This window comes from Pseudoalteromonas sp. THAF3, assembly GCF_009363775.1.
GTDB classification, from domain to species: domain Bacteria; phylum Pseudomonadota; class Gammaproteobacteria; order Enterobacterales; family Alteromonadaceae; genus Pseudoalteromonas; species Pseudoalteromonas ruthenica.
Genome location: NZ_CP045418.1, coordinates 390,652 through 416,712, shown reverse-complemented (window position 1 = coordinate 416,712; position 26,061 = coordinate 390,652). Strand labels below are relative to the sequence as shown.

23 protein-coding genes and 1 tRNA gene are annotated in these 26,061 nt (G+C 46.1%); 6 read left to right on the top strand and 18 right to left on the bottom strand.

What is annotated here, in order from left to right:
- Positions 1-23 precede the first annotated feature (23 nt).
- The 3 genes from FIU82_RS01940 to FIU82_RS01930 are packed head-to-tail and all read right to left on the bottom strand — an operon-like array spanning position 24 to position 4,976.
- Positions 24-1,286, bottom strand: coding sequence for a hypothetical protein (locus tag FIU82_RS01940; protein ID WP_152440188.1), 1,263 nt, complete (start codon positions 1,284-1,286; stop codon positions 24-26).
- A 10-nt stretch (positions 1,287-1,296) separates the two neighbouring features.
- Entirely contained in the window at positions 1,297-2,226 is a 930-nt protein-coding gene (locus tag FIU82_RS01935; protein ID WP_151173257.1) for a Wzz/FepE/Etk N-terminal domain-containing protein, read from the bottom strand.
- Positions 2,226-4,976 (bottom strand): SLBB domain-containing protein, encoded by a 2,751-nt coding sequence (locus tag FIU82_RS01930; protein WP_045980391.1) that lies wholly within the window; start codon positions 4,974-4,976, stop codon positions 2,226-2,228. Before FIU82_RS01930 ends, FIU82_RS01935 begins: the two co-directional genes overlap by 1 nt.
- Before the next feature lie 218 nt (positions 4,977-5,194).
- Here FIU82_RS01930 and FIU82_RS01925 point away from each other — a divergent pair, with 218 nt between their 5' ends.
- Complete coding sequence (locus FIU82_RS01925) at positions 5,195-6,352, top strand: glycosyltransferase family 4 protein (RefSeq protein WP_238319696.1); 1,158 nt, start codon at positions 5,195-5,197, stop codon at positions 6,350-6,352.
- Between the two features lie 33 nt (positions 6,353-6,385).
- Here the strand turns inward: FIU82_RS01925 and FIU82_RS01920 are convergent, their stop codons facing one another.
- Positions 6,386-7,162: a YdiY family protein gene (locus FIU82_RS01920; RefSeq protein ID WP_022945994.1), complete on the bottom strand. Its 777-nt coding sequence runs from the start codon at positions 7,160-7,162 to the stop codon at positions 6,386-6,388.
- Between the two features lie 20 nt (positions 7,163-7,182).
- Entirely contained in the window at positions 7,183-8,004 is an 822-nt protein-coding gene (locus FIU82_RS01915; protein WP_152440187.1) for a mechanosensitive ion channel domain-containing protein, read from the bottom strand.
- Between the two features lie 316 nt (positions 8,005-8,320).
- Here FIU82_RS01915 and FIU82_RS01910 point away from each other — a divergent pair.
- A tRNA-His gene (locus FIU82_RS01910) sits at positions 8,321-8,396 on the top strand.
- Between the two features lie 679 nt (positions 8,397-9,075).
- Positions 9,076-9,522, top strand: coding sequence for a transposase (locus tag FIU82_RS01905; RefSeq protein ID WP_045980393.1), 447 nt, complete (start codon positions 9,076-9,078; stop codon positions 9,520-9,522).
- A gap of 407 nt (positions 9,523-9,929) precedes the next feature.
- On the opposite strand, the gene epmA is transcribed toward FIU82_RS01905, so the two are convergent.
- A complete protein-coding gene (gene epmA, locus FIU82_RS01900) occupies positions 9,930-10,892 on the bottom strand; it encodes an elongation factor P--(R)-beta-lysine ligase (RefSeq protein ID WP_152441441.1) in 963 nt (320 codons plus the stop codon).
- 66 nt (positions 10,893-10,958) lie between these two features.
- Positions 10,959-11,525: an elongation factor P gene (gene efp, locus FIU82_RS01895; protein ID WP_022945989.1), complete on the bottom strand. Its 567-nt coding sequence runs from the start codon at positions 11,523-11,525 to the stop codon at positions 10,959-10,961.
- Positions 11,526-11,566: 41 nt separating this feature from the next.
- Here efp and epmB point away from each other — a divergent pair, with 41 nt between their 5' ends.
- Positions 11,567-12,583, top strand: coding sequence for an EF-P beta-lysylation protein EpmB (gene epmB, locus FIU82_RS01890; protein ID WP_152440186.1), 1,017 nt, complete (start codon positions 11,567-11,569; stop codon positions 12,581-12,583).
- Between the two features lie 56 nt (positions 12,584-12,639).
- Here epmB and FIU82_RS01885 read toward each other — a convergent pair whose 3' ends face one another.
- Positions 12,640-12,852, bottom strand: a complete 213-nt coding sequence (locus FIU82_RS01885; protein WP_130148167.1) for a hypothetical protein — start codon at positions 12,850-12,852, stop codon at positions 12,640-12,642.
- 69 nt (positions 12,853-12,921) lie between these two features.
- On the opposite strand from FIU82_RS01885, the gene FIU82_RS01880 reads away from it, so the two are divergent.
- Positions 12,922-13,221 (top strand): hypothetical protein, encoded by a 300-nt coding sequence (locus tag FIU82_RS01880; protein ID WP_045980396.1) that lies wholly within the window; start codon positions 12,922-12,924, stop codon positions 13,219-13,221.
- Positions 13,222-13,248: 27 nt separating this feature from the next.
- Entirely contained in the window at positions 13,249-13,920 is a 672-nt protein-coding gene (gph, locus tag FIU82_RS01875; protein ID WP_152440185.1) for a phosphoglycolate phosphatase, read from the top strand.
- Here gph and FIU82_RS01870 read toward each other — a convergent pair.
- The 10 genes from FIU82_RS01870 to groL form a co-directional block, all read right to left on the bottom strand.
- Entirely contained in the window at positions 13,917-14,870 is a 954-nt protein-coding gene (locus tag FIU82_RS01870) for a sulfite exporter TauE/SafE family protein (RefSeq protein ID WP_152440184.1), read from the bottom strand. The genes gph and FIU82_RS01870 overlap by 4 nt on opposite strands.
- Before the next feature lie 16 nt (positions 14,871-14,886).
- Entirely contained in the window at positions 14,887-15,678 is a 792-nt protein-coding gene (locus tag FIU82_RS01865; RefSeq protein WP_152440183.1) for a TauD/TfdA family dioxygenase, read from the bottom strand.
- On the bottom strand, positions 15,675-16,658 hold the full coding sequence (locus FIU82_RS01860; protein WP_045980399.1) for an L-tyrosine/L-tryptophan isonitrile synthase family protein: 984 nt from the start codon (positions 16,656-16,658) through the stop codon (positions 15,675-15,677). The genes FIU82_RS01865 and FIU82_RS01860 overlap by 4 nt, the downstream gene beginning before the upstream one ends.
- 25 nt (positions 16,659-16,683) lie before the next feature.
- Positions 16,684-18,297, bottom strand: a complete 1,614-nt coding sequence (locus FIU82_RS01855; protein ID WP_022945981.1) for an NAD(P)/FAD-dependent oxidoreductase — start codon at positions 18,295-18,297, stop codon at positions 16,684-16,686.
- 9 nt (positions 18,298-18,306) lie between these two features.
- Entirely contained in the window at positions 18,307-19,482 is a 1,176-nt protein-coding gene (locus tag FIU82_RS01850) for a hypothetical protein (RefSeq protein ID WP_152440182.1), read from the bottom strand.
- A 10-nt stretch (positions 19,483-19,492) separates the two neighbouring features.
- Positions 19,493-20,293, bottom strand: a complete 801-nt coding sequence (locus tag FIU82_RS01845) for an outer membrane lipoprotein-sorting protein (RefSeq protein WP_152440181.1) — start codon at positions 20,291-20,293, stop codon at positions 19,493-19,495.
- Positions 20,274-22,643, bottom strand: a complete 2,370-nt coding sequence (locus FIU82_RS01840) for an RND family transporter (RefSeq protein ID WP_152440180.1) — start codon at positions 22,641-22,643, stop codon at positions 20,274-20,276. Before FIU82_RS01840 ends, FIU82_RS01845 begins: the two co-directional genes overlap by 20 nt.
- A 90-nt stretch (positions 22,644-22,733) precedes the next feature.
- A complete protein-coding gene (locus FIU82_RS01835; protein ID WP_022945979.1) occupies positions 22,734-23,321 on the bottom strand; it encodes a TetR/AcrR family transcriptional regulator in 588 nt (195 codons plus the stop codon).
- A gap of 124 nt (positions 23,322-23,445) precedes the next feature.
- Positions 23,446-23,961, bottom strand: a complete 516-nt coding sequence (locus tag FIU82_RS01830) for a DUF3016 domain-containing protein (protein ID WP_235045758.1) — start codon at positions 23,959-23,961, stop codon at positions 23,446-23,448.
- 406 nt (positions 23,962-24,367) lie between these two features.
- The gene (groL, locus tag FIU82_RS01825; protein ID WP_152440179.1) at positions 24,368-26,017 is read right to left on the bottom strand and encodes a chaperonin GroEL; all 1,650 of its coding nucleotides are present in this window, start codon (positions 26,015-26,017) and stop codon (positions 24,368-24,370) included.
- Positions 26,018-26,061 lie beyond the last annotated feature (44 nt).

Sequence of the window (26,061 nt, the reverse complement as noted above, 5' to 3'; positions counted from 1 at the left end):
ATTCTCTTTAAAGCTTCTTAGTATTAATGAAACGCGTTTCTTTTTATTAGCATCGTAATTAAGAGAAACGCTACTAGCCCGTGAGTGAGTATTACGGTAGTTAAATCTGCTGACAGTATTATGGTTATCATTAAAATGAAGGTGGCACTGAAAATGAATCGTTCACCACATCTTTCCCCCAAAGAGGAAAAGTAGGAAATAATAACACCAACTAGTAGTGAGTAAAATGCGACCCCAAATAATCCTGCATTAGCATATCCAGAACCGACCCAACCAGTGTTTGCTGATAGCTCAGGGTCTGAAAAAATCTCTTGGCCCATCAAAAATGCTGCTGTCACTGGGTAGGGAGATTCGATTAACCCAAAGCTTAGGCGACTGTCAGCCCAGTAATAATGAAGGTTATTGCTAAAAAACTCGAGATAAAGCATGTTTAAGTGAGAAGGAATTAAAATAGCCCGGCGCGATATTAATGAGCCAAACCAACCTAATAATGGGCTGTCTAACTCTTGCTTAAGAGTAAAGTCCAGAATCGATATTGCGACCAGGCTAATAGCGCCAACAGCTAATAACCGCGCGATCAATCTCTTGGGGATAGTATAAACAGCTAATATCAGTATTGGGTAAATAAGTGGCGATTTATGAGCCGTTAAGCCAAATACCATTATCGAACTTGCAACCCCTAAAGCCGCATACAAATACTGCTTCTGAATTACCGACATCACGATGACAAGAGGTATGAATATTTTCCCTACAATGGGGCTTAAATAAGCAAACACTGGATGCAAACTACTGTTTGCTTCATCTCTAATCTCATACACTTTAGAAAGGTTAAAGTTTAGATAAGATAAACCACCCTGAGCAATAATCCCCAACAGATAGAGCGCTATCATCAGCAGGAGCAACCTTGACAGTACAATGGTATTTATTTGGTGGGATACAATTACTTTGGGTCTAAACAGCTTTGATGCCAGTAACATCAGAAGACACGCCATCATGGTAGTCAAGTAAAAATCATACCCGCCACCTCCAAACGCAAATAGCACAAGCGATGGAATTAACAGCAGACAATAGACTAGCTGAAGATACGTATACTTTAAGCGGTTAGAGTAAGAGACAATATAGATTAAAACTATAGAAATAATGCTTACAAACACCTTAAGAAGGTCAAGCTCAGAATTAAACTTCATGTAATCAAAAAGCTTGCCTACAAATTCATAATGGCAGTAGCCTAATAGCAAGAAGTAGAGAATAGCTAAGACTAAGCTTTGATAAAGGGGCTTGGGCAAAACTTACCCCTTATTTCTTCGGTGAGTATCGAAATACAGAGGTCACAGCCCCTATAAAGCCACCCAAAAATAGCCCTAATAACAACAGCCCAAAGCGATTGGGATAAGCTGGCTCTTCTGGCGCAATAGGTGGGTCGATAACTCTAAGGGAGTACTCTTCTCGAGTATTCGCTAGCATCTTCTTTTGCTCTTGCTGCTGAATAAGCTCATAAAAAACGTTTTCTAAGTCTTTCAAACGAGTGTCCGCGATCACCTCATTGAGATAATCGATACTTTTCTGAGCTTCCTTAATATCCTTCTCACGCGTTCGGTCATTTAAAAAAGCGACGAGTTTTTTCAATGTTTCTTTGGCAAAGTATGGCGAGTAATGGGAAAAACTTACTTCCACTAAGCCTGAGTTTTGATCAAAATCTACTTTTAAATATTCATCCTTCATGAACTTGCGAAGCTCAATTAAGCTCGGTTCTTGTTTCTTTGGCGGCTCCACTTCCCGAACCCAAGCTTGCTTATCCGCGTCATATAGCTCCGAGTCATATAGAAAACTATCGGAGGCATAGTCCCATCCTGATACCGCGAATATAGGTACAGCTAATTGATGTTTATCTATGAATTGCATTTGAAAATCCCTACTTTTAAGGATTTCAACTGTTAAAGCGATATCTGTGCCTTGCGCACCTCCGAGGTTAACCCCAGCCAAAGATGCTAGTCCGCCAAACTTGTTCGCTAGGGAAGAGAGGTCCCCTCCCTCCCCCGTATCAGCTGCTGCAAGCAACATTGAAGATTTATACATGTTAGGGGTATTGATAGCTACGACCGCGAAGATAGCACCGAATAAAAATGCAGCTCCAACAACAATCAGCTTTCCTTTCCATATGCGAGACAGCAAATCAAGGAGATGTATTTCCTCTGGCTCGTAAGTCTTATTCACACTTTCTGACATTACAAGCTCCCTACTGCTGCTACTGCAACACCTAACTGATAAACGATCTGAGTTACTTGTGTCCACAGCGTCAAGTTATCTTTGTAAGCGCTATCTAAAGGCACCACGATGGTATCGCCTGCAGCTATTTGTTCTTCAGCTCCACCCTTCGAGAACCAAGACTTTTGCTCAGGTACTACCACCTGACCGTTGGCCTTAATTACATAAACTTTTTCCATAGCAGCTTTGTCTTTATAACCACCGCTGAGGTTGATGTATTCATCTATTCCATACCCCGGCTTAAAGAGGTGAGAAGTAGCCACGTAGACTTCACCAATCACATTCACAGATTGACGCTCTGTTGGAACATATAAGGTGTCCATATTCTCAAGGACGAGACGAGTATCCCCGCTCATCACTTCATCTAAATCGATTATCAGACGGCCAACAGCTTCTGTTTCTGATAGTTGTTGGATTAGGTCATTTAGCCCCTCGCTACCGGTAGAGAGTATGCTATCACTTGTATTTAGGTTATTAGTAATCACCTCGCGGCGAAGGGCCTCAGATAAGTCCTGAAGATACTTTTGCTCTTGCTCTTTGAGTGATTCTCGAGTAAACACTGCGGCATTAGGTTGCGCATATTCTGTAAATCCGCCCGCTCTCTCAATGACACTCTTAAGAGTTTCCCCGCGCTTTATAGTATATTTACCCGGTAGTAAAACCTCTCCGACTAGTTCTACAACTTGGTTTTCTTGCCAGTTTGGCGCTTTGAAAATGTTGATATAATCTCGTCCCTGAAGCTCATAGTCTGAAGCTTTAGACGACAATGCGTTTTTCAGCGAAAAGGTTACGTTTTCAACATTGACTTTGCCTGCGGTTTGAATTCTTGTGATCTCGGCTTGCTCAAGGTACGTCCCCTCTAGTAACCCCCCAGCTGCCTTCACAACATCTTTTACTGTGGCGCTTTCAGAAATAGGGTATAAACCTGGGTACTTCACACTACCCGAGATTTCGACGATGCTTGCAGGTTGTCCTTGACCCCCCTGTGTAGCTAGCTTGTCTAAAATAGGAGAAAGCAGCTTAGAACGGCTGAACACAGTCAGCTCATTTTCTATAAATTCCTTTGCTTCATCGACAGAATTGAATTCATTTACGTCTTCTTGCAACGAGCTTAAATAGATAGGATATTTGTTGGTTACAAATACTTCTAAATCTTGTTTTGATAGTTTTTTAGAAGTAACTTCTAGCTCTTCGCCAAAAGTCGCCTGCTCTTTCTTAGCAGTGTATTGTTCAAACTTGTATTGCTTATACTCATCCCAACGCAGTCGATTCTGTAAATTCTTGAGTTCTTGTTTTGTTAACGCCTTTTTGCGTAACTGTGCAAGTTCTTGCTGCTTCAACTCAAAGCTACTAAATATAACAACTTGATCATGGGGTTTCAGTTCGTGATTCTGCTCGTCACTATCTAATATATTGATAGGTGAGAACTGCTTAATAACGACATTGCCATTGTCTTGAGAACGCACAACCAAACCATAATTGAGGTCAGCATTGGGAAGAAGACTAATATTAGGGTCTCCTAGCAAGTCTGATAATCTGATTCCCTCATACCATTGATATTGACCGGGTCTTGAAGATGCACCGATGAGATAGATAGAATTTGACGCTTTATCTGTTTTCTCTGGGACAAAAACCTGATCTCCATCAGCTAGTTCAAATTTCCCTAAGTTTTTTCTGGCTACATTTTTAATCACCTTTGAACCAGAACCACTAGAACTATGTATGCGTATTGAGTCAGTATAGGCTTGGTGAGAGAAGCCACCAGCATAAGCGATTGCATCAGCCAAGGTTTCACCCGAGCTAAGCTCATATATCGCCTCTCTTTTGATACTCCCCTCAACGTTTACAAGTTTCTTAACCGTTGGTACTAAAACCACGTCGCCTGTACGTAAAGTGATATCGTCTGCATTCGAGCCTTCAACCAATAAGTCATACAAGTCAAACTCAGCGACTAATTCGCCGTTACGTTTTACCGATACTTCTCTGTAGGAGCCAACTTCACTGATGCCGCCAGCAAAACTAATTGCTGTACTAATTGTCGATAACGGAGGCAAAACGTAGGGACCGGGTTTTACAACTTCACCGGAGATGTATACCTTGATGGGTTGTAACTGAGATATTGAAACAAGAGACTTAACACCGATAAGCTGGGTTTCAACCTGCTGTGCCACCAACTCTTTAACTTCAGCTAACGATAACCCGATTACGTTAATCGGCTCTAAGCTAGGAACAACCACTGAACCATTGTTGTCAACAACGACGGAGTGTTGCTCATTCTGTTTACCAAAAAGCGTAATAGAGAGCTCATCACCTATAGAGATAAGGTAATCGTTAGGAGAAGATTGTACGGTGGCCGTTGTAATATTAGAAATATCCGGCTGAAAGAACTCTTCTCCAAATCGCTTAAGTTCTAACTCTTCCGGTTTGTAATAATCGTCTTCAGGGAAGAGGCTGGTTTCCGATTCTTGCTCTGTCTGTTTTTGGTGAGGCGTATAATCGAATTCTTTGGTGCCTTGATCTTTGTTTTGCCCAGGAGAAAGTATGGTGTCTATATCAACACCGTACTTTTTTGCTAGTGCTTCTTGCTGAGACTTTGGCAGCTTTTTAAACATCTCCAATTGAGACTGACTGATCTGAGGCGCTGCCTGAGAAACATTAAAAGAACTCAGAACGAGGAAAACTACAAAAAAGCTACTTAACAATCGATACACATTACTCTCCCATCATGTGTGGCGCAAAACCGGCAAAGGATTGTATCTAAAGTTATGTAATTTTGAAAACCTTAATTGTTACCTAAGGTAGAGACTTTTCACCGTTAGGGTATAATCCCCCGTTATTCTTGTAAATTCCCCTCTAAATTATGCACATTTTATATCTTCACCAATACTTCGCTACTCCAAAAAGTAACGGTGGAACACGATCTTATGAGATGGCTCGTAGGTTAGTTCAAGATGGCTATACCGTAGAGTTTGTTACTTCCTCGGCCTTCTTAAATGAGGTATACGAATTTAAGCGAGGATGGAACGAGTTACATATAGAGGGTATTAAATTACATGTTTATCACTTGCCTTACTCCAATACAGACAGTTTTGTAGCGCGAATTCTCAAATTTTTACGCTTTTCCAGCGTTTCAATTTTTAAGAGTTTTTCTATAAAAACTGATCTCGTTTTTGCTACTAGCACTCCACTCACCATAGGCTTACCTGCACTTCTTTTGAAAAAGCTCAAAAAGCTCCCTTTGGTTTTTGAGGTCAGAGACTTGTGGCCTGAGCTACCAGTTGCCGTAGGTGTTATTAAAAATCCACTACTTATTAAGCTACTTAAGTGGTTTGAAGCTTGTATTTATCGAAACTCTAGAAGAGTCGTCGCGCTTTCTCCTGGTATGCAAGCAGGCATAGTGCGAACTGGCTACCCAGAATCAAAAACGACCTGCATTCCAAATAGTTGCGACGTTTCATTATTTAATATTCCCAATCAAGAAGGTGTAGCTTATAAGCAGCAAAAGTTAAGTTTTGTTGGTGAACGCAAGCTTATCATCTACGCAGGCACCTTTGGTCTTATAAATGATGTTGAATATATCGCCCATTTAGCCCATGCGGCTCGTTCCTATGATGATTTATGCTTTGTTGCCATTGGCAACGGGATGTGTAAAGCCGATGTTATTGCAAAAGCTAAAGAGCTGGGAGTTTATGAAAATAACTTATACATCTTAGACCCTATCGCGAAACAAGAAGTGATAAAGCTATATTCTGCGGCGGATCTGAGCTTGAGCTTGTTTGGCCCTGTACCTGAGATGTGGAACAACTCAGCGAACAAGCTCTTTGATGCTTTAGCTTCGCAGACTCCTATTGCCATTAATTATGCAGGTTGGCAAAAAGACTTCATAGAGGAGTCTGGTTGTGGTTTAGTACTGAACAATGATTTGAAAGACTCAGTGGATAAAATTGAATCCTTCTTAGCCAACTCAGAAAAATACACAAGCGCGGTGAAAGCTTGTCAAGATCTGAGTCACGGACAGTTTTCTCGGGATAACCTATACGAGAAGTTCAAGAAAACGATTGAAGATGCATACAGTGAACATGATTAAGTGCTCACTGTATGTATGTGAACTCACGCCTTGTTAAAAGTTATACACCAAGGTTAACGCGGTTTCGGTGTCAGTGTTTTCTTTGTCATCCGCCACATCGGAGTTATGAGTGACGTTAAAGCCCACTTTCATTTGCAAAGAGCCATTAATTTTAGTTAATAGCGCTGTTTCTGAACGGGTTTTAGTGTTGGTACTACCGTATTCCATCGCAACTAGCTGAGTAAATTTGGCACCCTCGGAGATTTGCCAAGTGTAATCAGCCTTTGCTAGGGCGATCACTTCACCTTCCCACTCGTCAGCCAGTAACTCACCGTCATCGCCTACTTCGGTGCTATCGTCTGGGTATTGGAAATACTTATAACCCGGACCAATTTCCGCATTGAGCACCATGGTGTCGGTATCGAGCAAACGCAAACCGTAACCGCCAGAGACCACTGCTTCTTGGCGGTAAGCGCCAAAGTAGTCACTTAAGTAGGAGCCGTACACGAATAAGTGCGCGTTTTCCTCGTTGAGCTTGTAGTTACCCTGCGCCGATGCAAAATACTTTTCGTTAGTGCGCTCAGTTACTTTAGTACCGTTGTCTTTCTCGACTTCGTCTTCTTTATAGATGCCGTCGAGCTTGTACTCGTTATTCCAGTTTTCAAGGTTGTGCTTTACGTTTAAAGCGCCCTTGAATGTAGTTGTTTCGGTATTACCACTGGTGATAATGGCACCTAGCTCAGCGTTGGCTTCCCAAGTCTTTTTTTCGCTAGCCACAGCGCTCGTTGCTACGCCTGCAGCAACGAGAACAGATAAATACTTCAATTTCATGTCAGCGCGGTTCCCCTAGTTTATTCGCTGGTTTTATGTAAATGCACATCCATTTGTGGATATGGAATACCGATGTCGTTGTCATCTAATGCAATTTTGATGTTTTCCATCAAATCAAAATACGTTGGCCAATAGTCAACGGTGTTTACCCAAGGGCGAACCACAAAGTTCACACTTGAATCAGCCAGTTCGTTCACGGCCACCGTGTATTCTGGCTCTTTTAACAGCCTTGATTCAGCATCAAGCACTGATTTTAAAACTTCTTTGGTCTTTTTAAGGTCGGCATCGTAGCTCACGCCAATAACCAAGTCGATACGACGCGTTTTCTCACGTGAGTAGTTTACTATGGCGCCAGACATAATCGATGAATTAGGCATCACGATAATTTTATTGTCTGGTGTATTGAGCTCGGTAGAGAAGATTTCAATTTTACGAACGCTTCCTGCTTTACCGCCTGCTTCGATGTAGTCACCTGATTTAAATGGACGCAAAATAATGATCAGCACACCCGAGGCAAAATTAGAAAGCGACCCTTGCAATGCCAGACCTACGGCCAAGCCCGCCGCACCTAGAATAGCAATAAAGGAAGTGGTCTCAACACCTACTTGTGATAGCGCCATTAAAATAGTAGCGATGAACACCAAGGCATAAATGATGTTGCCACAGAATGAGCCAACCGCTTTGTCTACCTTACGCTTGGCAAAACCTTTTTCAGTCAGCTTGCTACACCACTTAGCAAGGCGCATACCGACCAAAAAGACAATCAGTGCCAAAACAAATTGAATGGCGTAGTGAGTGAGCAGTCCGGAGTTTTCCGACAGCCAGTTTGTTATTGCTTCCATTAGCGCTCCTAATTATATGCTGATAGCCCATGACACCTTACAACTTTATGCTTTGTACCTATGCGCCGTAAAGTACCTAATCTATTATTTTCTCAAGCCGAACCTAAACGCCAACTGAACATTAGTGCAACTCAAGCAACAATAAGCCTAGCATATGCTTTTCGTGCTGTAATACTCCGTGGTTAAGCGGCTTTCATTGTGTTCACTGAACAAATTTGCAGCGAACGAATAATTATCTTAAATTTACACTTCACAAGGTGGCGGAAACTATGTATTATGCGCGCCACACATCACGAGGTGGTGTATCCCCTTTGTGGCGGCTGTAGCTCAGTTGGTAGAGCCCTGGATTGTGATTCCGGTTGTCGTGGGTTCAAGTCCCATCAGTCGCCCCATTCTTTTCTTTCTCATTTGTATTCCTTATTTAAATCAAACAGCTATCAGCGCTTTTTTATTCCGTATTACGCCAATATTGTGCCCAATAGCTTGCAAGGCTAAAGTCTTGCCTACAACACACCTACCCTGAAACTGTAGGTTGGGCTTTAGCCCAATCCCGTGCTTTGCAAGGCTAAAGCCTTGCCTACAATACACCGACCCTGAACTTGTAGGTTGAGCTTTAGCCCAATCCCGAGCTTTGCAAGGCTGAAGCCTTGCCTACAACACACCGACCCTGAACCTGTGGGTTGGGCTTTAGCCCAATCCCGAGCTTTGCAAGGCTGAAGCCTTGCCTACAACACACCAACCTACACCTGTAGGTTGGGCTTTAGCCCAATCCCTTGCTTTGCAAGGCTGAAGCCTTGTCTACAACACACCGACCCTGAACTTGTAGGTTGGGCTTTAGCCCAATCACGCGTTTTGCAAGGCTAGAGCCTTGCCTACAACACACCGACCCTGAACTTGTAGGTTGGGCTTTAGCCCAATCCTTAGCTTTGCAAGGCTGAAACCTTGCCTACAACACACCGATCCTGAACCTGTAGGTTGGGCTTTAGCCCAATAGCACCTTCATCCCAACACAGGCAACCTTGTAACTCTCGAGCTATAATTGAATGTCCACCATATTCAAAGGAGCTGAATATGCCTTATAGTGATTTATTAAAAGGACGTTATTCGCAAATTCACCGCGAGTATTTTATTACTTTTTGTTGTTACAAACGCACACCATTTTTTGCCTCTGCGAAACTAGCACAGCTATTTTGCACCACGATTACAACGAATGAGCAGGCTTGCGGCTGCCAATGGTTAACCTGGGTCTTAATGCCAGACCACTTTCATGGGCTTGTGTTACTGCACCATAGCGATCTTAGCGCTTGTATACGGCACCTAAAAGGTTGCACCGCAGCCATGGTTAATCGTCAATTACAGCGTCGCGGTAAAGTTTGGCAAAGCGGGTTTTATGACCACGCTTTGCGTGAGGATGAGCAGCGCATTCACATAGCCAGGTACATCGTTGCCAACCCATTGCGAAAAGGGATTGTCTCTAGTGTGCGATTATATCCGTACTGGAATTCGGTTTATTTATAGATTGCAAGGCTGAAGCCTTGCCTACAACAAACCAGTGGAACTTTGTGGGTTGGGCTTTAGTCCAATCCCGTGCTTTGCAAGGCTAAAGCCTTGCCTACAACACACCTACCCTGAGCCTGTAGGTTAGGCTTTTAGCCCAATCCCGTGCTTTGCAAGGCTGAAGCCTTGCCTACAACGAACCTGTTGAAACTTTGTGGGTTGGGCTTTAGCCCAATCCCGTGCTTTGCGAGGCTGAAGCCTTGCCTACAACACATCGACCCTGAACCTGTGGGTTGGGCTTTAGCCCAATCCCGAGCTTTGCAAGGCTAGAGCCTTGCCTACAACACACCGACCCTGAACCTGTGGGTTGGGCTTTAGCCCAATCACGAGCTTTGCAAGGCTGAAGCCTTGCCGACAACAATTTGAGGTTAGGCGCGTTCAATGTCGAAACTAAGCACTTCGCGAATATGCTTTTTGCCGCAGGCAATCATCACGAGACGATCCACTCCGAGGGCGACTCCGGCACATTGTGGTAGGCCAGCATCCAGTGCTGCTAATAAGTTTTCATCCAAGGCTACGGGCTCAAGACCTTTGGCAATACGTTTGTTGTTGTCATTGGCAAAACGCTGGCGCTGTTCATTGGCGTCGGTCAGCTCATTAAAGCCATTAGCGAGCTCTTGCCCTTGGTAATACAGCTCAAAACGCCCGGCAACGCGTGGGTCTTGCTCATGAAGACGCGCTAGTGCCGCTTGCGAGGCCGGAAAGTGATACACAAAACACGGCTGTTGCTGGCCAATCGTCGGCTCTATCACCATGCAAAATAGCAGCTGTAATAAAGTGTCAGCCTCTTCTTCATTCGCGGCGATATCGGCAAAGCCATGAGTGCTTGCAAGCTGCTTTAATTCACGCAAACTTGCCGTTAACGGATCCACACCCAGCACCTGTATAAACACCTGCTGGTAGCTTATATATTGGGCTTTTTCACAATCCAGTAGCTGTTGCATCAATTCGTCGATTTCAGCCATAAGGTCAAACTCATCAAAGCCTGGACGATACCACTCAAGCATAGTGAACTCAGGGTTATGATGACGGCCATTTTCCTCGTTACGAAAGGCTTTACAGATTTGGAAAATAGCCCCACTGCCTGCTGCAAGAAGGCGCTTCATCGCATATTCGGGAGAGGTTTGTAAATACAGTGGCAAGCCCTCGGCATAGCCTTGGCCCACAAACCGTGTGGCAAAGCTATGTAAGTGTTCATCACTCACTGACGCCTTGCTTAGCGACGGGGTATCCACCTCCATCACATCACGTTGATAAAAGAAATGCCTAATCTGCTGAATGAGCTTAGCGCGCTGCTGCAAAGTATGAATATCGGCACTGGGCTGCCACATCACAAAAATCTCCCATAAAAAATCCCAGCGCGGCTGCCCGGGCTGGGATATACACGTATAAGGTGCTTATTTTACGCGACCCACGTACTCAGCTGAGCGGGTATCAACCTTGATCACTTCACCAATTTGGATGAACAAAGGAACACGTACCACGGCACCGGTACTTAAAGTAGCAGGCTTGCCACCGGTACCAGCCGTGTCGCCTTTTAGGCCTGGATCGGTTTCAGTTACTTCAAGTTCAACGAAGTTGGGTGGTGTTACAGCAATCGGGTTGCCGTCCCATAAAGTAATGGTGCACACATCGTTTTCTACAAGCCATTTTACGTTGTCGCCTACAGCTTTTTCATCAGCAGCGATTTGCTCAAAGGTCTCGTTGTTCATGAAGTGCCAGAATTCGCCATCTGTGTATAGATAAGCTAGGTCGGTATCCATTACATCAGCCGCTTCCACACTTTCGCCTGACTTAAAGGTTTTCTCTAATACCTTACCTGAGATCAGTTTGCGGATACGAACGCGGTTAAATGCCTGGCCTTTACCCGGCTTAACCACTTCGTTTTCTAGGATGCTGCAAGGCTCGCCATCCAACATAAATTTTAGGCCACCCTTGAATTCGTTGGTGCTATAATTCGCCATCTTGTCCTCTAATAACCGTTTTTCGAGTAATTAATCCGTCAATGATACAAAGAATCGAAGTAAATTTGCATAAAAACTGGCAAAAAGAATTAGCCGATGTAGTCACTCGCCCCGAAGAACTGCTGAGTATGTTGGATTTACCCCCCGATGCGTATCAACCAGATAGTGAGGCCAAAAGCTTATTTAATCTACGAGTACCGCGCCCCTTTATCGCCAAAATGGCCAAGGGTGACGCCCGCGACCCCTTGTTATTACAAGTGCTGCCACGACGACAAGAGTTTCAGCAACACTCGCAGTACAGTGTCGACCCGTTGCAAGAACAAGATAACAACGAGCCAGGTTTATTACACAAATACCGCTCCCGTGTCTTGTTGATGTTTAAAACCGCGTGCGCAATCAACTGCCGATATTGTTTTCGTCGTCATTTCCCGTACCAAGATAACCAACTCAATAAAGCCGCTTTGGCCGATAAACTAACCTACATTGGTAATCATTCAGAGATCAATGAAGTGATCCTCAGCGGTGGCGACCCGCTCATGGCAAAAGACGAAGCACTGGCATGGTTTTTAGATAAGCTAGAGCAACTCCCCAACATTAAGCGTTTACGCATTCACTCGCGCTTGCCGGTGACCATCCCGGCACGCATTACCGAGCAGTTATGTCAGCGTTTTGCCCAATCGCCCTTACAAATAGTCTTTGTGCACCATATTAATCATGCCAACGAGGTCGATGAGGTTTTTAGCCACGCCTGTAAAAAGCTGACCCAAGCGGGAGTAACGCAGTTGAATCAAGCGGTGTTATTGAAAGAGGTCAATGCCAATGCGGCTGCGCAAATCGCCTTAAGTGAGAGCTTATTTGCCGCCGGGATACTCCCCTACTACCTGCACCAATTAGACAAAGTGCAAGGCGCCGCACATTTTGAGGTAAGCGATGATGAAGCCCGCACTATCATGACAGAGGTACTTAGCGAACTGCCTGGCTTTTTAGTGCCAAAGTTGGTGCGTGAGGTCGGTGGCGAACGCAGTAAAACCCCCATTGATCTGCATTTAGAGCCATAAAAAAACCCGCTTAACGCGGGTTGCTTGGGGTTCATTTACGACGCGCTGCCTTGCTATTACACGTGGATATTAATGTTATTACCCAAGGTTGCCGTAGTCGAGGCGGCTGGGCTCTGCGCTGCTTTGGTCACATTACCTGCTGACTCAATCAACGCCAATGCAGCCTGGCCATCGGCTTGCTGTCGTTTCTTAGCAAGGGCCGCGCTATAAACCTCGGCGCCTTGATCGGCTCCACTCATGGCGGGAAGTGAACTTCCTGATATATTCATAACGCTACCTGACATTTTAAATGAATCCACGTACCATATCGGCCATCTGCTCTAAAGCTTTAGAAAAAAATGCACGCAATTATCGAAAAGTTAAACGAAAACCTTAAACTCGCCTATCGTCAGGCCTTAGACGCCGATCAAAAACTGGATCAGCTACAAAAAGAAGGCCATGGTAAGTTTCAAGCCTTGTTCAATCGCGACGCGGGATTCGACTTTGAAGCAAAGCGCTTTAAACCCTATGTATTAGACGTGGCCGCCGATGTCGAGGCACTTTCCCAAGCCGAGCAACTTGATGAACAAAAGTTGAAACAAACCGTGGTTAAACTGCAACATATACTCACTTTGCTGGCGACTTTTAAAGACCAGTAAAGTCCTGTTTAAAACAAGGATGTTAAAATGCAATTACCTCACTCGCTGACTTGGGTTGGCTTTGATTTAGACGGCACCTTAGTCAATACCGCTGCCGATATCTGCGCTGCCATTAATACCACGCTGGAGCATTACCATGTCGGTCAAGTCGCCGTGGACGACGTGCAAACTTGGATAGGCAACGGTATTGATAAAGCCACCGAGCGCGCCTTAGCAAAAGTGGGCGCCACACATATTGATGTTAGCGCAGCGGCGGCGAAAGTCAGTGCTGCTTACAACCAATGTGTGACCGATTCCTCGACTTTATATGTTGATGCCAAAGCGACCCTACAAGCACTGCAGCAGCAAGGGTTAAAGTTATTACTTGTCACTAATAAAAATGAAAGCCACACTCATGCTCTGGTAAATGCATTGGGCATTGCCGATTACTTTGATGCCATTGTCTGTGGTGACACTCTGCCCCAGCGCAAGCCAGACCCAGCCATGCTGTTTAGTGCCTTAAATAATCTCAGTCTTGATATTAGCGAAGGCATATATGTGGGAGATTCAAAAAATGATGTGGCAACCGCCAGAAACGCCGGCTGCCCGGTGATCTGCGTTAATTATGGCTACAACCACGGGTTGGATATCGCCGATGCTAATCCGGATAAAATCATCACCCACCTTGGAGAGGTCGAGACATTGCTCGCGGCGCGTTAAGCGCCTTTTGCCTTCACCCACCGCTCAGGGAGAATGCCCCCGCGTTGGCGCAATGCAAGTACAACCACCGCGAGCGTTGCCGCCACCAATAGCACCTTCAATACCAGCGAAAATTGTAATATCACCACCGTTGAGCACACTTCAATGAATATCAACGCATAAATAAAGCGTAATACGTACTTTTCGTTGATTTTACTCATTACATACCCTCCTAGCGGTGCGCCTATGGCGACCACGGGAGCGGCGAAAAACCACGGTTCAAAGGCCACATGAGCGCCGCTTAGCTGCCCTTGTAAAATGAGCAGTACACTGCCAGTCACAGAAAGTATCGCCATAAAACACACTGTGGTTGGGATCAGTGCTTTAGCATCGAACTTTTGCCGCAATACCAGGTAGAAAAACAGCAAGGTATCAGCTCCGGCGCCAATATATGCCGAGAGTAACCCGCCCAGTGTGGCGATAAGATACAGCGACCAGCTGTTTCGCCACTGCAGCAACCGCGTATCACAGCGCTGCATCAATAAGTAACTACAAGCCAATAGCAAGAAACTAAAGGTGATCTTAAGAGGTTCACCGTCAACCGATAATGAAAACCCACACGCTAAACCAAATAACGCAAAGGGCATTAATCGCGCCAGCAGTGACCAATATATGCGGACCCCGCGAGAAACAAAAAAAATGGTGGCAAAGGTCATTCCCACAGACTGAATCGCCAATGAGAAGACCTTTGCGCTGTGTGCTTCAAACCCGAATAACTTAGTGAAGACCGGAAAAGCAACAGCTCCGCCACCTAAGGGCGTCGCACCTGCGACAAAGGATCCTAATACCATAGTCAACGATGTTCCCCAGTTATGCACAGCATCAGTGACACTGAACTGCGTCGCAAATGCTGAACTCCACGCTATAAAAAATAGCGTCAGTAAAGTGGGGTAAAGATAAGCTCTTTTCATCGTTATTGGTTGCTCGTTACAAAATATGAACACGCTTAAGGTGTCGCGTTAACCCTTCACCTTGAAAGCGGTGGCGACCATGCAACATGGCATGGTTATCCACCAGCAAGTAATCGCCTTGTGTCCACTGATGGGCGTAGAAGCTATCGCTGCCATATAGGTGAGCTATCAGCTCACGCAAAAAAGCGTCACCTTGCGACGAGGACATGCCCTGCACCTGGGTCTCCACTGGATTAACGGCCATATTATCCTCATTGAAGGGTTCAATAAAGCGCATTCGCTGACGTTTAGTCGCTGGATGCGGGCTAATCAGTGGCTCCTCAATAGCCCCACCATAATGCGCTTTTTTCTCAGCAAAATAGCGGATCACCTTATCTTGATACTGCTGCAACTGCTGGGATGAACAGCTCTCAAGCAACCTACAGGTATTCACAAAGGTGGTTTCACCGCCACCACTCATGGCACTACTTTGTAGACACTGAAAGAAGTTAAATCGCGGCGTTGCCCCTGCAAAGGCACCATCCCAATGCAGCTCAACCTTTCCTTGACTAAAAATATGATTTTGCGGCTGTTGGTTTATTTTTAAATCCAGCACATAGCCAAAATCCCACGCCAGCAGCGGCCCCAGCTTTTTCGCAAAGGCCACCATTTGCTCATCGCTGCTGGGGTCAAAGCCACGCAGCAGCACCATACCTTGGTTCAAGATCACTTGCTCAAGTTCGGCAATGTTTAAATGTGCTAGTTTCTTAGCACCGCTTTCTCGTGCGTCAATCGTGAAGCACGCCGGTGAGACCTGTTCGCTGATCATAACTGTGGCTCTCTGTGCATACGCTCATAGTGGCTGGCTTGGCCATTAATGAACACTAAGACACAACCCAGCTGCTCGGCTTGCTCCCGAGGCATCAAACTGTGCTCGTCGCCATCTTTAACGAGTACTGAGTGCCAAGGCGTTGTCCACACGTCGTTTTGTGATACCAGTGAAATGCCGATTTTCTCAGAAACCAGATACTGCGGGTGAATCGATAATCGCAGCGCCTGAGGCAACTCCTGTTTCAACAATCGCCCCCACGCATTACTGCGCTGAATAACACGGTAAGCGGCGGTTTTAGCAACCTTTTGCAGCGCTGTGCGGCTATGTTGAGAAAACTTTTCGATACCCGAGAAATCTTCTAACATGAAACGGGTAATGCCCTTGTACATGGTGCTGGCTTCTTTCTCTGTTTTAATGCGCTGACGCAGAGATTTTAGCGTTTCACCGTATTCAATCATCAGCTCCTCACGCAATACCGCAAAGTCATTGACCTTGTCATATACATCTTCGAGGTTAAAGAAGTCGAAATAATCTGGATAATGTTGATTGGCAAAACGACGCAAGCCGTTTACATACTCACTGACATGGGCGTCGCTGACATGGATAATATCGGCGAAAACGCGCCCATCCGAGCAAATTGTTACTTTTGCACCCGGCTCATAAACCTCCTCAATTTGCTGACATAATTGCACCAGCCGCTCAAATGCAAAAAACTCTCCTTTATCTGGCAGATAGCCCAAGGTTTTGTTGCGATTGGGTGATTTTGCCGGAAAGGCTGGCAGCACCATATTGATGGGCTGCTGGCGGTGAACAAAATCCAACACCTTTTCATAATGACCGGCTATTTGCTCGTCAAACGCCACATCTTGCTCAATCGGTAGCAGCCGCCGCTGGGCAAAAATGAGTTCTAAAATAGCCCGCGCAGTGGCATCCGCCGTGTGTGCATTAACCCTGTTGTTGTTTGCTAAATTTTCCATTTTTGTGCTCTTTGTTCTGTCAGTATCAGTGTTTAAATAATTCCATCGCGTGGGTAAGCGATAGCTTGTCATTAATTGCTGCTTCGACCACTAGCGGCATTTTTTCTTCATCAAAGTCCATACGCTGAATTTCACACAGACTGCGTAAGAACCCTAAATAAGTGACTTCCAATAAGGCCTTATCGAGTTCGGCTATGGCCATCTCGTCTAACATGACGCCTCGGCTATGGGCGTGTTTCATGCGGCACTTGGTGAGCTCTATATCAAAGAAGTGACCGCGATTAAGGCGATACTCTTGACCTTGGATCAGCTGGATAAACTCATCTTTAAGTTCATGAATGCGGGAAATCGCCGCCCCTTGCACCATGGCCAGCGCTTTTTCATTCAGCTGCTCTTGGCTCATTTCACTCATGCTCGGGCAATAACCAAAATGGCGCGCCATGGACGAAGGTAAAATAAAGCCGAACCAATGCATTAATAAGGCTTCAAAATGCGTGCGGTGCACCTCGTAGCTGCCGTGGTAGTTCCCGGTAATATGCAGCATAAAGCTCTCAAACCAGCCTAAAAGGTAGGCATTGAAGGCCTTGGTTTTGCCTGCAAACATGGCCTCGTTACCGGCTAAATCTGCCTCTATAAGTTCACCAATCATGCGATTAGCGTCGGTTAAATAGGCCGAGCCCGGTGACAATAAGGGGTCTAAAAAGGCCGATGACATGCCGGTGAGGAACCAACGATCGGTTGAGAACGACTGCTTGGCCCGCCGTGATAGCCGCTTCATGGCTTTGTAATCCTGCAATTCGAAGTGGCTGCCCAGAATTTCCTGCATACATTTATGCGAGCGTAAAAATTCCACGAAGTCGTCACTGGTTCTCACATTTAAGCTGACATCGGTATTTTTAGCGGTTACACCGATACTGACAGTGTGCTCATCCAATGGAATGAGCCATAACCAATACCCTTTATACATAAAGTGGTTGGTCGCTAATGCGCGGGTGGTAAAGTTGGTACGTGCACGCCACTGCTCACTGCCCAGGCTATCGAGTGGCGTGGTAAACTTAAACCTCGCCCAAGCTGAGCTCACAGAGTGGCGATGATCTTGCGACTCGATTAAATCCAGCTTTTTACCCAGCGGCGCAGCAAACCCGGCGGCATCGACTAAATAACGACAGCGAAAGGATTTGTCTGCGGTTTTCACGCTGTGACCATGCTCGCCATCGAGTTCGATATCGCTGACCGTCTCACCCAGTAAAACGTCCACACCAATATCTCGGTTAAAGCGCACTAGGTCGTTATCAAACTTAGCACGATCAATTTGGTGCGCCGGAATACCGTGATACCAGGTGCGCCCAAGCTCACTCATTTCCTCGACATTGAGATCACGGTCGACGCTGTCGAAGAAAAATCGCAAACCATGTTTGTACAAATGGTTGGTGTCTAGGTAAAAGCCCAGTTGTAGATCACTGGCGGCATAATCCCAAAACGATTCTAGGGTTGATTCCCCGACCCAAGAATTAAATGACTTTTTGCGCTCTAACACGGTGACCGATAGCTCGGGGTGTTTTAGTTTTAATTGTCGTGCTAAGCAACCACCAGCCATTGAACCACCGATGATCACAACATCACTATACTGACTTACCATACATGCTCCTTACAGGTAATAGGTCAATCTTACTTCTATAAAGTCATCATCTCGGTAGAGGTAAAGCGGCTGCTGTGGCTGTTGATCAACAAACATCCGGGCCTCAATATCAAGACTCAACTGACTATGAATACGGGTTTCGAATTCGCCCTTAATAGCGATGGAATCGCCGCCATTATCGATAAGGGCTCCCAATAACAAGGTGGTGGCATCGGTGTCGTTCCAAGCGAGGCGAGAGCCTACAAAGCTGCTATTACGATATATTTGATTTTCCCGAGCCTCGGCGTCGGTGTCGCGGTGCAGCTCCAGCAACAGACTGAGATCTTTACTGCTGCCCGCCACCCCATAAAAGTAATATTCTCCCCCTAAGGTGTAAGCCCAGCTATTACCACCGTAATCATGATTGCGGTGCACCGCTTCGAGCTTACCGAGCCACCGCTCACTGGTGTATTGCGCATCAAGGCCCCATTGCTGCAAGGCGCTGTAAATGGCTTGCCCTTGGCCTTGCTCGGTGATCTCAAAGGCTGGGGTTTTATCTAAACCGTGGAAGAAATAAGCACCGACATCCCAATCATCGAGCACCGTGGCATAGCGCAGCGCCAGTGATTCCCGAGTGTGCTCAGATAAACCGACAAAGCGCTCTTGGCTAATGGCCACTGGCAATGAAAAGCGCTCATCGGGTTGGCTGTAATCGCGGGAGCGAAACCAAGGCATAGATAACAGCGATAAGGTGCCGTTTTCGGTAAAGTAGTCAACCTGCACCAATAGTTCGCCAAGTTTCTCTTCGCCTTCAAAATTACGTGCAGGAATACGCTGATTGACAATATCCACCAAATGACGAGACTCTGCGACGCCCCAAAATACCGTGTTCATACCGGCGCTTAGCTGCCAGTTATAAAAGGTTTTCTGTAAGTAAGCCTCTTGTAAATCCCATTCAGGCAGGGCGCTATTGGTCGCGGCCACAGTCACCACCGGCTTTATATGTGCTTGTATACCCGAGGCGCGGGAGCGGTAATCAAGCTCAAGCCATAGCCTTGGGTCCCAAGCAAAGTTATGCGTTTGCTGAGCCCGAGCGCTATCACTATTGTATTGCCGGGCGCCGAGCTCTACCGCAGGCGTTATTTGCCATTGACCATATACGCAAGGCGCAAACACACAGAGCAATAGCCACCCCTTCCTGAACATCACTACATCCTTACTTCAATGACGATTTAACAAAATCGCGATTACTTAAGCGCACAGAGAAATCGTAATCAGAGAACACCAAGGTGGTTTTTTTACCGCTTTGATGGTTTTCCATATGCATAGTTTGTGGTCGCCAGAATTTGTCTTGATAGTACTGATAATCAGACAATGTCAGGGTTTTAAGATGGGCTTCTTTACGGTCATAAAAGTCGATTTTGCGCACCTGGTAATGACTTAAATCGATTAAGGCGCGCTGGCGGGTATAACCAGAATTTTCATACTTGGGAATACGGTCGACCACCGCACAGGTGAACTCACCGCATTGCTGCTCATCAATATAGCGATATTCGTACTTATTGAGCTCTTGGGCGGTAAAATCTTCAAAAGCAAACTCACTGCCCACAAAGGGGCCCGATTTATTCGCCGAAGAAATGCGCTTTACGCGTTTTAGCGCTGGAAGATAAAGCCATTGATCGTCTGGCTCCAGTATTTGCGCATGCGATAACAGCTTGGTGTCTTGTACATCGGCTGGGGAGTTAAAGACAATAAGGCTTTTATCGCCTTTATCTTCGTCGGCCACTTCTTTGGTGAGCATGCTTAAGCTGCGACTCGATTTACGCCCGCTGGCATCTTCAAGGTGCATCATGACATCGACACGACTGACGCCAAAGCCGCGATCGGAGCGGTCACTTTGTGCCGCGATTTCATAGCCTCGTTGTTGCGCATCACTGGAAGCAGTTGCAGCCCAAACAGGGGTGATAAATGTGACTGCCGATAGCATGGCAAAAGCACTAGGAATTAATGGCTTCATGCGGGTTCTCCTTAATAGCTGAAAGACTCGGTTGAGATGAGGTAGACGGGCGTGCAACAAGTATGAGCAGCGCCGGGAGTAATAAGAAATCAATGATCAGTGCCATAACAATGGCCAGCGCCGTTAACATGCCCATTTGCGCGTTGATCATAAAGGTGGAGTAAGCCAGCACCATAAAGCCGCCCGCTAAAATTAAGGTGGTCACGAAGATGGCCTCTCCGACAGTGGTAAACGCATATTCAATGGCCGCTTGCGGTGTGAGGTCGCGCTCTCGCCGAGCTCTTAGGTACTTGCTGAGGAAGTGCACGGTGTTATCGACAATGATCCCTAACGAAGTGGAGGTCACTGTGGCTGCCGCAACCCCCACTTGCCCCACTAACAGTGCCCACACGCCAAAGGTGAACAACATCGGAATGGTATTGGGGATCAAGCTTAAGAAACCGTACTTAAGGCTACGTAAGGTGAGGATCATAATCAGGCAAATCGCGATGATGGCAATGGCATTACCACTGAGCATGCTTTGTGCGTTACGTTGGAAAATATGTGAAAACATCACCGTAGCGCCAGTGGCTTTGGCATGCATCGCCGCTGGCGTGTTGCTTTGCAGCCAGCCTTCAGCGCGCTCAATAAAGGCCTGAATTTCTGCAGTAGACAGGTTATCTAACGTCAGGCTTAACCGTGAAGCCGATTTATCCATACTGACGCGGTCGGTTAAATCGAGGCCAAAGGGCAGTGACATCTCGTACAGCAACAGATACTGCGCCGCTAACTGGCGATTATCAGGCAAGCGATATAGCGCCTCGTTATCCTGATGCATATTCTTATTTAAGCGTTTAATGATGTCGGTGTAGCTATACACATGGACTACTTCTGGCTGTTGACGTAACCACGTGGTGAAATCTGCCAGTCCCTGCTGGTACTCGGGTTTACTGACGCCGCCACTTTCACCACTTTGAATGTCAAACTCCACTACATAAATGCCTGTTAAGTGCTCCATGGTGAAGTCGGTATCGCGACGAAACTCAACGCGCTGATCAAAGTAGTTTACGAACTCGTCATTGAGCTCAATTTGCGGAATAGCCAAGCCACAGCCAATGCTCAGTAGCACTGTCGCAGCAATAATCATTCGATACTTTTTCGCGACCTGATTACCAAAGCGCCCTAACCACACATTCAGCCCGTTGCGCTTTTTCTTATAGGTTTTTTTATCCGGCAAAATAGTCAGTAAACAAGGCAGGAATACCAGTGAGAGCAACCAAGCTGCGGCGATACCCATCGCGGTGATGTTCCCTAAATCAGCAAATGGCGGCGCATCAGACATATTTAAGGTTAAAAAACCAACGATGGTGGTGATGCTGGTAATGGACACGGCAACAAAATTGACCCGTAAGCTCTCTTTAATTGCAGCGAGCTTGTCCATGCCCTCTCTTCGCGCGCTTGCGTAAGACAACAGCACGTGGATGCTATCGGCAATGGCCAAGGTGAGAATTATGGTCGGTGCGGTAATGGAGATAGGCGTAAGCTCTATGCCGATATAGCCAGTTAGGCCCATGGCCGCAGCACTGGCAAGGATCACTACGCCCACCGCAGCAATGGTACCGGGAATACTGCGCAGGCTCATATACATCACCACGATGAGCACTAGGTACATAATCGGCGTGAGGGTTTGCGCATCGGTTTGCCCAGCCTCACTAAAGGCGTTGTTGAGCATAGAGATGCCACTAATAGCAAAGGTAAGCTCAGGGTGCTGCTTCTTCATTTGCGCCACTAAATCGCGCACATAATTCACCGCTTTTGGCACTTCCGCCAAAGACTCCCCTGGATATTGCACGGTAATATTAATACCCGAGGTGCGGCCATTGTTGGCAATCAACCGGTTGGCCAGTAGCGGCTCATCAAGGGCTATGCGTGCTTTTTCTTGCAACGCTGGCCAAGATAATTGCTCGGCATTTTTGATCAGATCGGCGACGATAAGGTCGTCTTGCTCAGCATAGGTATGTTGGAAATTAGTGATAGAATCGACACGACTCGCAAAAGGGGTTTTCCACGCCTGTTCGGTGAGCTGCTCCACCACCTTCGCATGATTAGGCGTTAACCCTTGGCTTTGCTCGTCGTGCACGACGATCAGAATGTTGTCATTTTTACTGTATTTGTCTTGGAAGTTCTCAAAGGCAACGAGCTCTGGGTTCTCAGGGCTGAAAAACGCCCGGTAGTCGTTCGAGAAAGTGAGCCCTTTAGCTCCTATTGCCAGTGCGATGCAAATCAGCACACTGACAATAAGCAATAGCCAAGGGTAGCGTGTCACGCACTGCCCCCACCGCAGGGCTAAGTTGCTAATAAAGTGGTTCATTATCACTCCTTATAACAGAACGCACATTCTGATAATAGTAAAAAATAACGCCTCAAGTGAGGCTCTTTATTTTCATAATAGCACAGTACCTTATTCGGGTTCAGCCATCATGTCGAATATAGTCGTCAAATATTGCCGTAATGTGTCACGATGAAAATCACTGCGAGCCATCACTGCTACGCCTTGCAACACACCGAGTAAGCACACGCTTAAATCAAATGCACTGAGCTCCTGGCGTACTTCGCTACGTGCTTGAGCTCGCTCAATAAAATGCTGAAACTGTGCGGTTAGCTTGGCATAAATATCACGCACAATGCTGTTCACATCCATATCTGTTTCACCAATCTCGGTAGCTGTATTGCAAATAAGACAGCCATTAGCGCCATGCTCTGCAATGTTCTCGCTGTACATGGAGAAAAAACAGCGTAGGTCTTCAAGCTCACCATCACTCTGCGCAATGCGCTTTAACCCCGGGCTAATTTTGCTGAGGGAATACTCTTGCAAACACCGTTTGAACAGTTCTTTCTTGTTACCAAATTCTTGGTAAAAACCATACCTACTCACACCTGTTGCTTTAACCAACTGCTCCATTGATGTATCGCGGTAACCTTGGCGCCAAAACATAATAGTTGCCTTGCGCAGGGCTTCACTTACATCAAATTCTCTGGTTCGTGCCATAGGTTGTTCTCTGCTTAGCGTTTTTAAGAATGTACATTCTTAAATAAAAAAGATCAAGTTAAGATCAAAAAGAAAAAGCGCCCATTGGGCGCCTAACTTTGCCTTAATTAAAGAGTGCTAGTCGCTAGCGATAGGCTTTCTTCGGCTCGATACCCAGCTCAGGCAGCAATGTTTTCTCAAACCACGAGCTTATCAAGCGAAAATCATAATAGTTGGCTTCGTTGGCTCGAGGTGAGCGAATGCGATCCATAAACTGCATGTCTTTTAAATCCGCTTCCCCTTCACTGACCACGTTACCCTCGGCATCGGTGACCGAGTAAGTAAAGTTAATCTTAGGCATGTAAATAGGTTTAATCACGCGGATCTCATTCATCCCAAAGCGCACATCGCCGGCCAAATCGAGGTTGGTGATCTCAGCGTTAAACACATACCCTTCAGGCAGATTTTCTGCTTCTCTACTAAAGTGCTTATTAAAGTTTTTAACCAGTCGCTTATGAAACGGTCCTTTTACTTCATTAGCTGGACGCGCATCGGTGTAGTCGTCTAAGTCATGCCATTTGATTTTTGCTTCGCCAGCATAGCTACTAAGGGATGTAACTAATGCCGCGATTGCCAAACTGTAGCTCAGTGATTTCATCATACTCTCCAATTGCGTACGTCTATCTACTATAGACCGCTTGTTGTGTTGTTTGATTACTAAAACACCGCCAAGTTCGTAACAATTAGTAATCATTAATAACTATTTGTAGCCTGTGTACCCAATCGAGTCAACGCCCAGCAACTAACCCCTCTGAGTTTAACAGTTTGCCTCGTCGAATCTCTCATTTAGCAGCAGCGACTTTTTATTGCTTGAGTCTAACGTTCGCTACTTTTTGAGCGCCCAACCAATAGGTGTTACTAAGCCAATAATCGTTGCCGCCTTCAACTTTCTCTCAGTACGTCAGAAGAATATTGCTGTCAGGGCCAGGTTAGGGATTAAATTCAGCAGCCATAAAAAAACCCAGCCGAAGCTGGGTTTTTATAAAGCGAGATAGCTTGAGGGATGATTACATCATGCCGCCCATGCCACCCATTCCGCCCATGCCACCCATATCTGGTGCAGCTGGTGCGTCTTCTTTAGGTAGTTCAGCAACCATCGCTTCTGTGGTGATCATTAGACCGGCTACCGAAGCTGCGAACTGCAATGCAGAGCGTGTTACTTTCGTTGGGTCAAGGATACCCATCTCTAGCATGTCGCTGTACTCGCCTGTTGCCGCGTTGTAACCGTAGTTACCTTCGCCACCTTTGACTGCGTTAACAACCACAGATGCTTCATCACCAGCGTTAGAAACGATTTGACGAAGTGGCGCTTCCATAGCGCGAAGGGCTACGTTGATACCATGATTTTGGTCTTCGTTGTCAGCGGTAAGTGAAGCAATCTTAGTTGCTACACGAACCAGCGCTACACCACCACCAGGTACAACACCCTCTTCAACCGCAGCACGCGTTGCGTGTAACGCATCTTCTACGCGGTCTTTCTTCTCTTTCATTTCAACTTCGGTCGCAGCGCCGACTTTGATTACTGCAACACCGCCAGCTAGTTTCGCCATGCGCTCTTGTAGTTTCTCTTTATCGTAATCAGACGTCGCTTCTTCGATTTGCGCTTTGATTTGACCCACACGGCCATCAATCGCTTCTTGCTCACCAGCACCATCAATAATGGTGGTGTCATCTTTGGTGATTACTACGCGCTTCGCTGTACCTAAGTCTTCTAGTGTCGCTTTTTCAAGCTCAAGACCGATTTCTTCAGAAATCACTGTACCACCGGTTAGGATGGCGATGTCTTGTAACATCGCTTTACGACGGTCACCAAAACCAGGCGCTTTAACCGCAGCTACTTTAACGATGCCACGCATGTTGTTAACAACCAATGTTGCCAGTGCCTCACCTTCTAGGTCTTCAGCAACAATCAGCAATGGCTTGCTAGTTTTCGCTACCGCTTCTAGCGTAGGTAGAAGCTCACGGATGTTTGATACTTTTTTGTCAACCAATAGGATGTGTGGGTTATCTAGTTCAACAACACCTTTTTCTGAGTTGTTGATGAAGTAAGGAGAAAGGTAACCACGGTCGAACTGCATACCTTCAACAACATCCAGTTCATTCTGTAGTGATTGACCTTCTTCAACAGTGATAACACCAGACTCACGGCCTACTTTTTCCATTGCTTCAGCAATGATTTCACCAATTTCTTTGTCAGAGTTGGCTGAGATAGTACCCACCTGAGCAATGGCTTTGTTATCTGCACAAGGCACAGAAAGGTTTTTCAATTCCTCTACTGCAGCGGTAACGGCTTTGTCGATACCGCGCTTAAGATCCATTGGATTCATACCCGCAGCAACAGCTTTAAGGCCTTCGTTAACAATTGACTGTGCTAGTACGGTTGCAGTAGTGGTACCGTCACCGGCAGCGTCATTCGCTTTTGAGGCTACTTCTTTAACCATCTGCGCGCCCATGTTCTCGAACTTGTCTTCAAGCTCAATTTCTTTCGCTACAGAAACACCATCTTTAGTGATTGTGGGTGAGCCAAAAGACTTATCTAGAACAACGTTACGGCCTTTAGGACCTAAAGTTACTTTTACTGCATCTGCTAATACATTTACGCCTTTAAGCATTTTAGTGCGGGCGTCATTTGCAAAACGTACTTCTTTTGCTGCCATTGTTTCTTTCCTCTAAATTCTGTTTAAACCAAGTGTGTCAACAT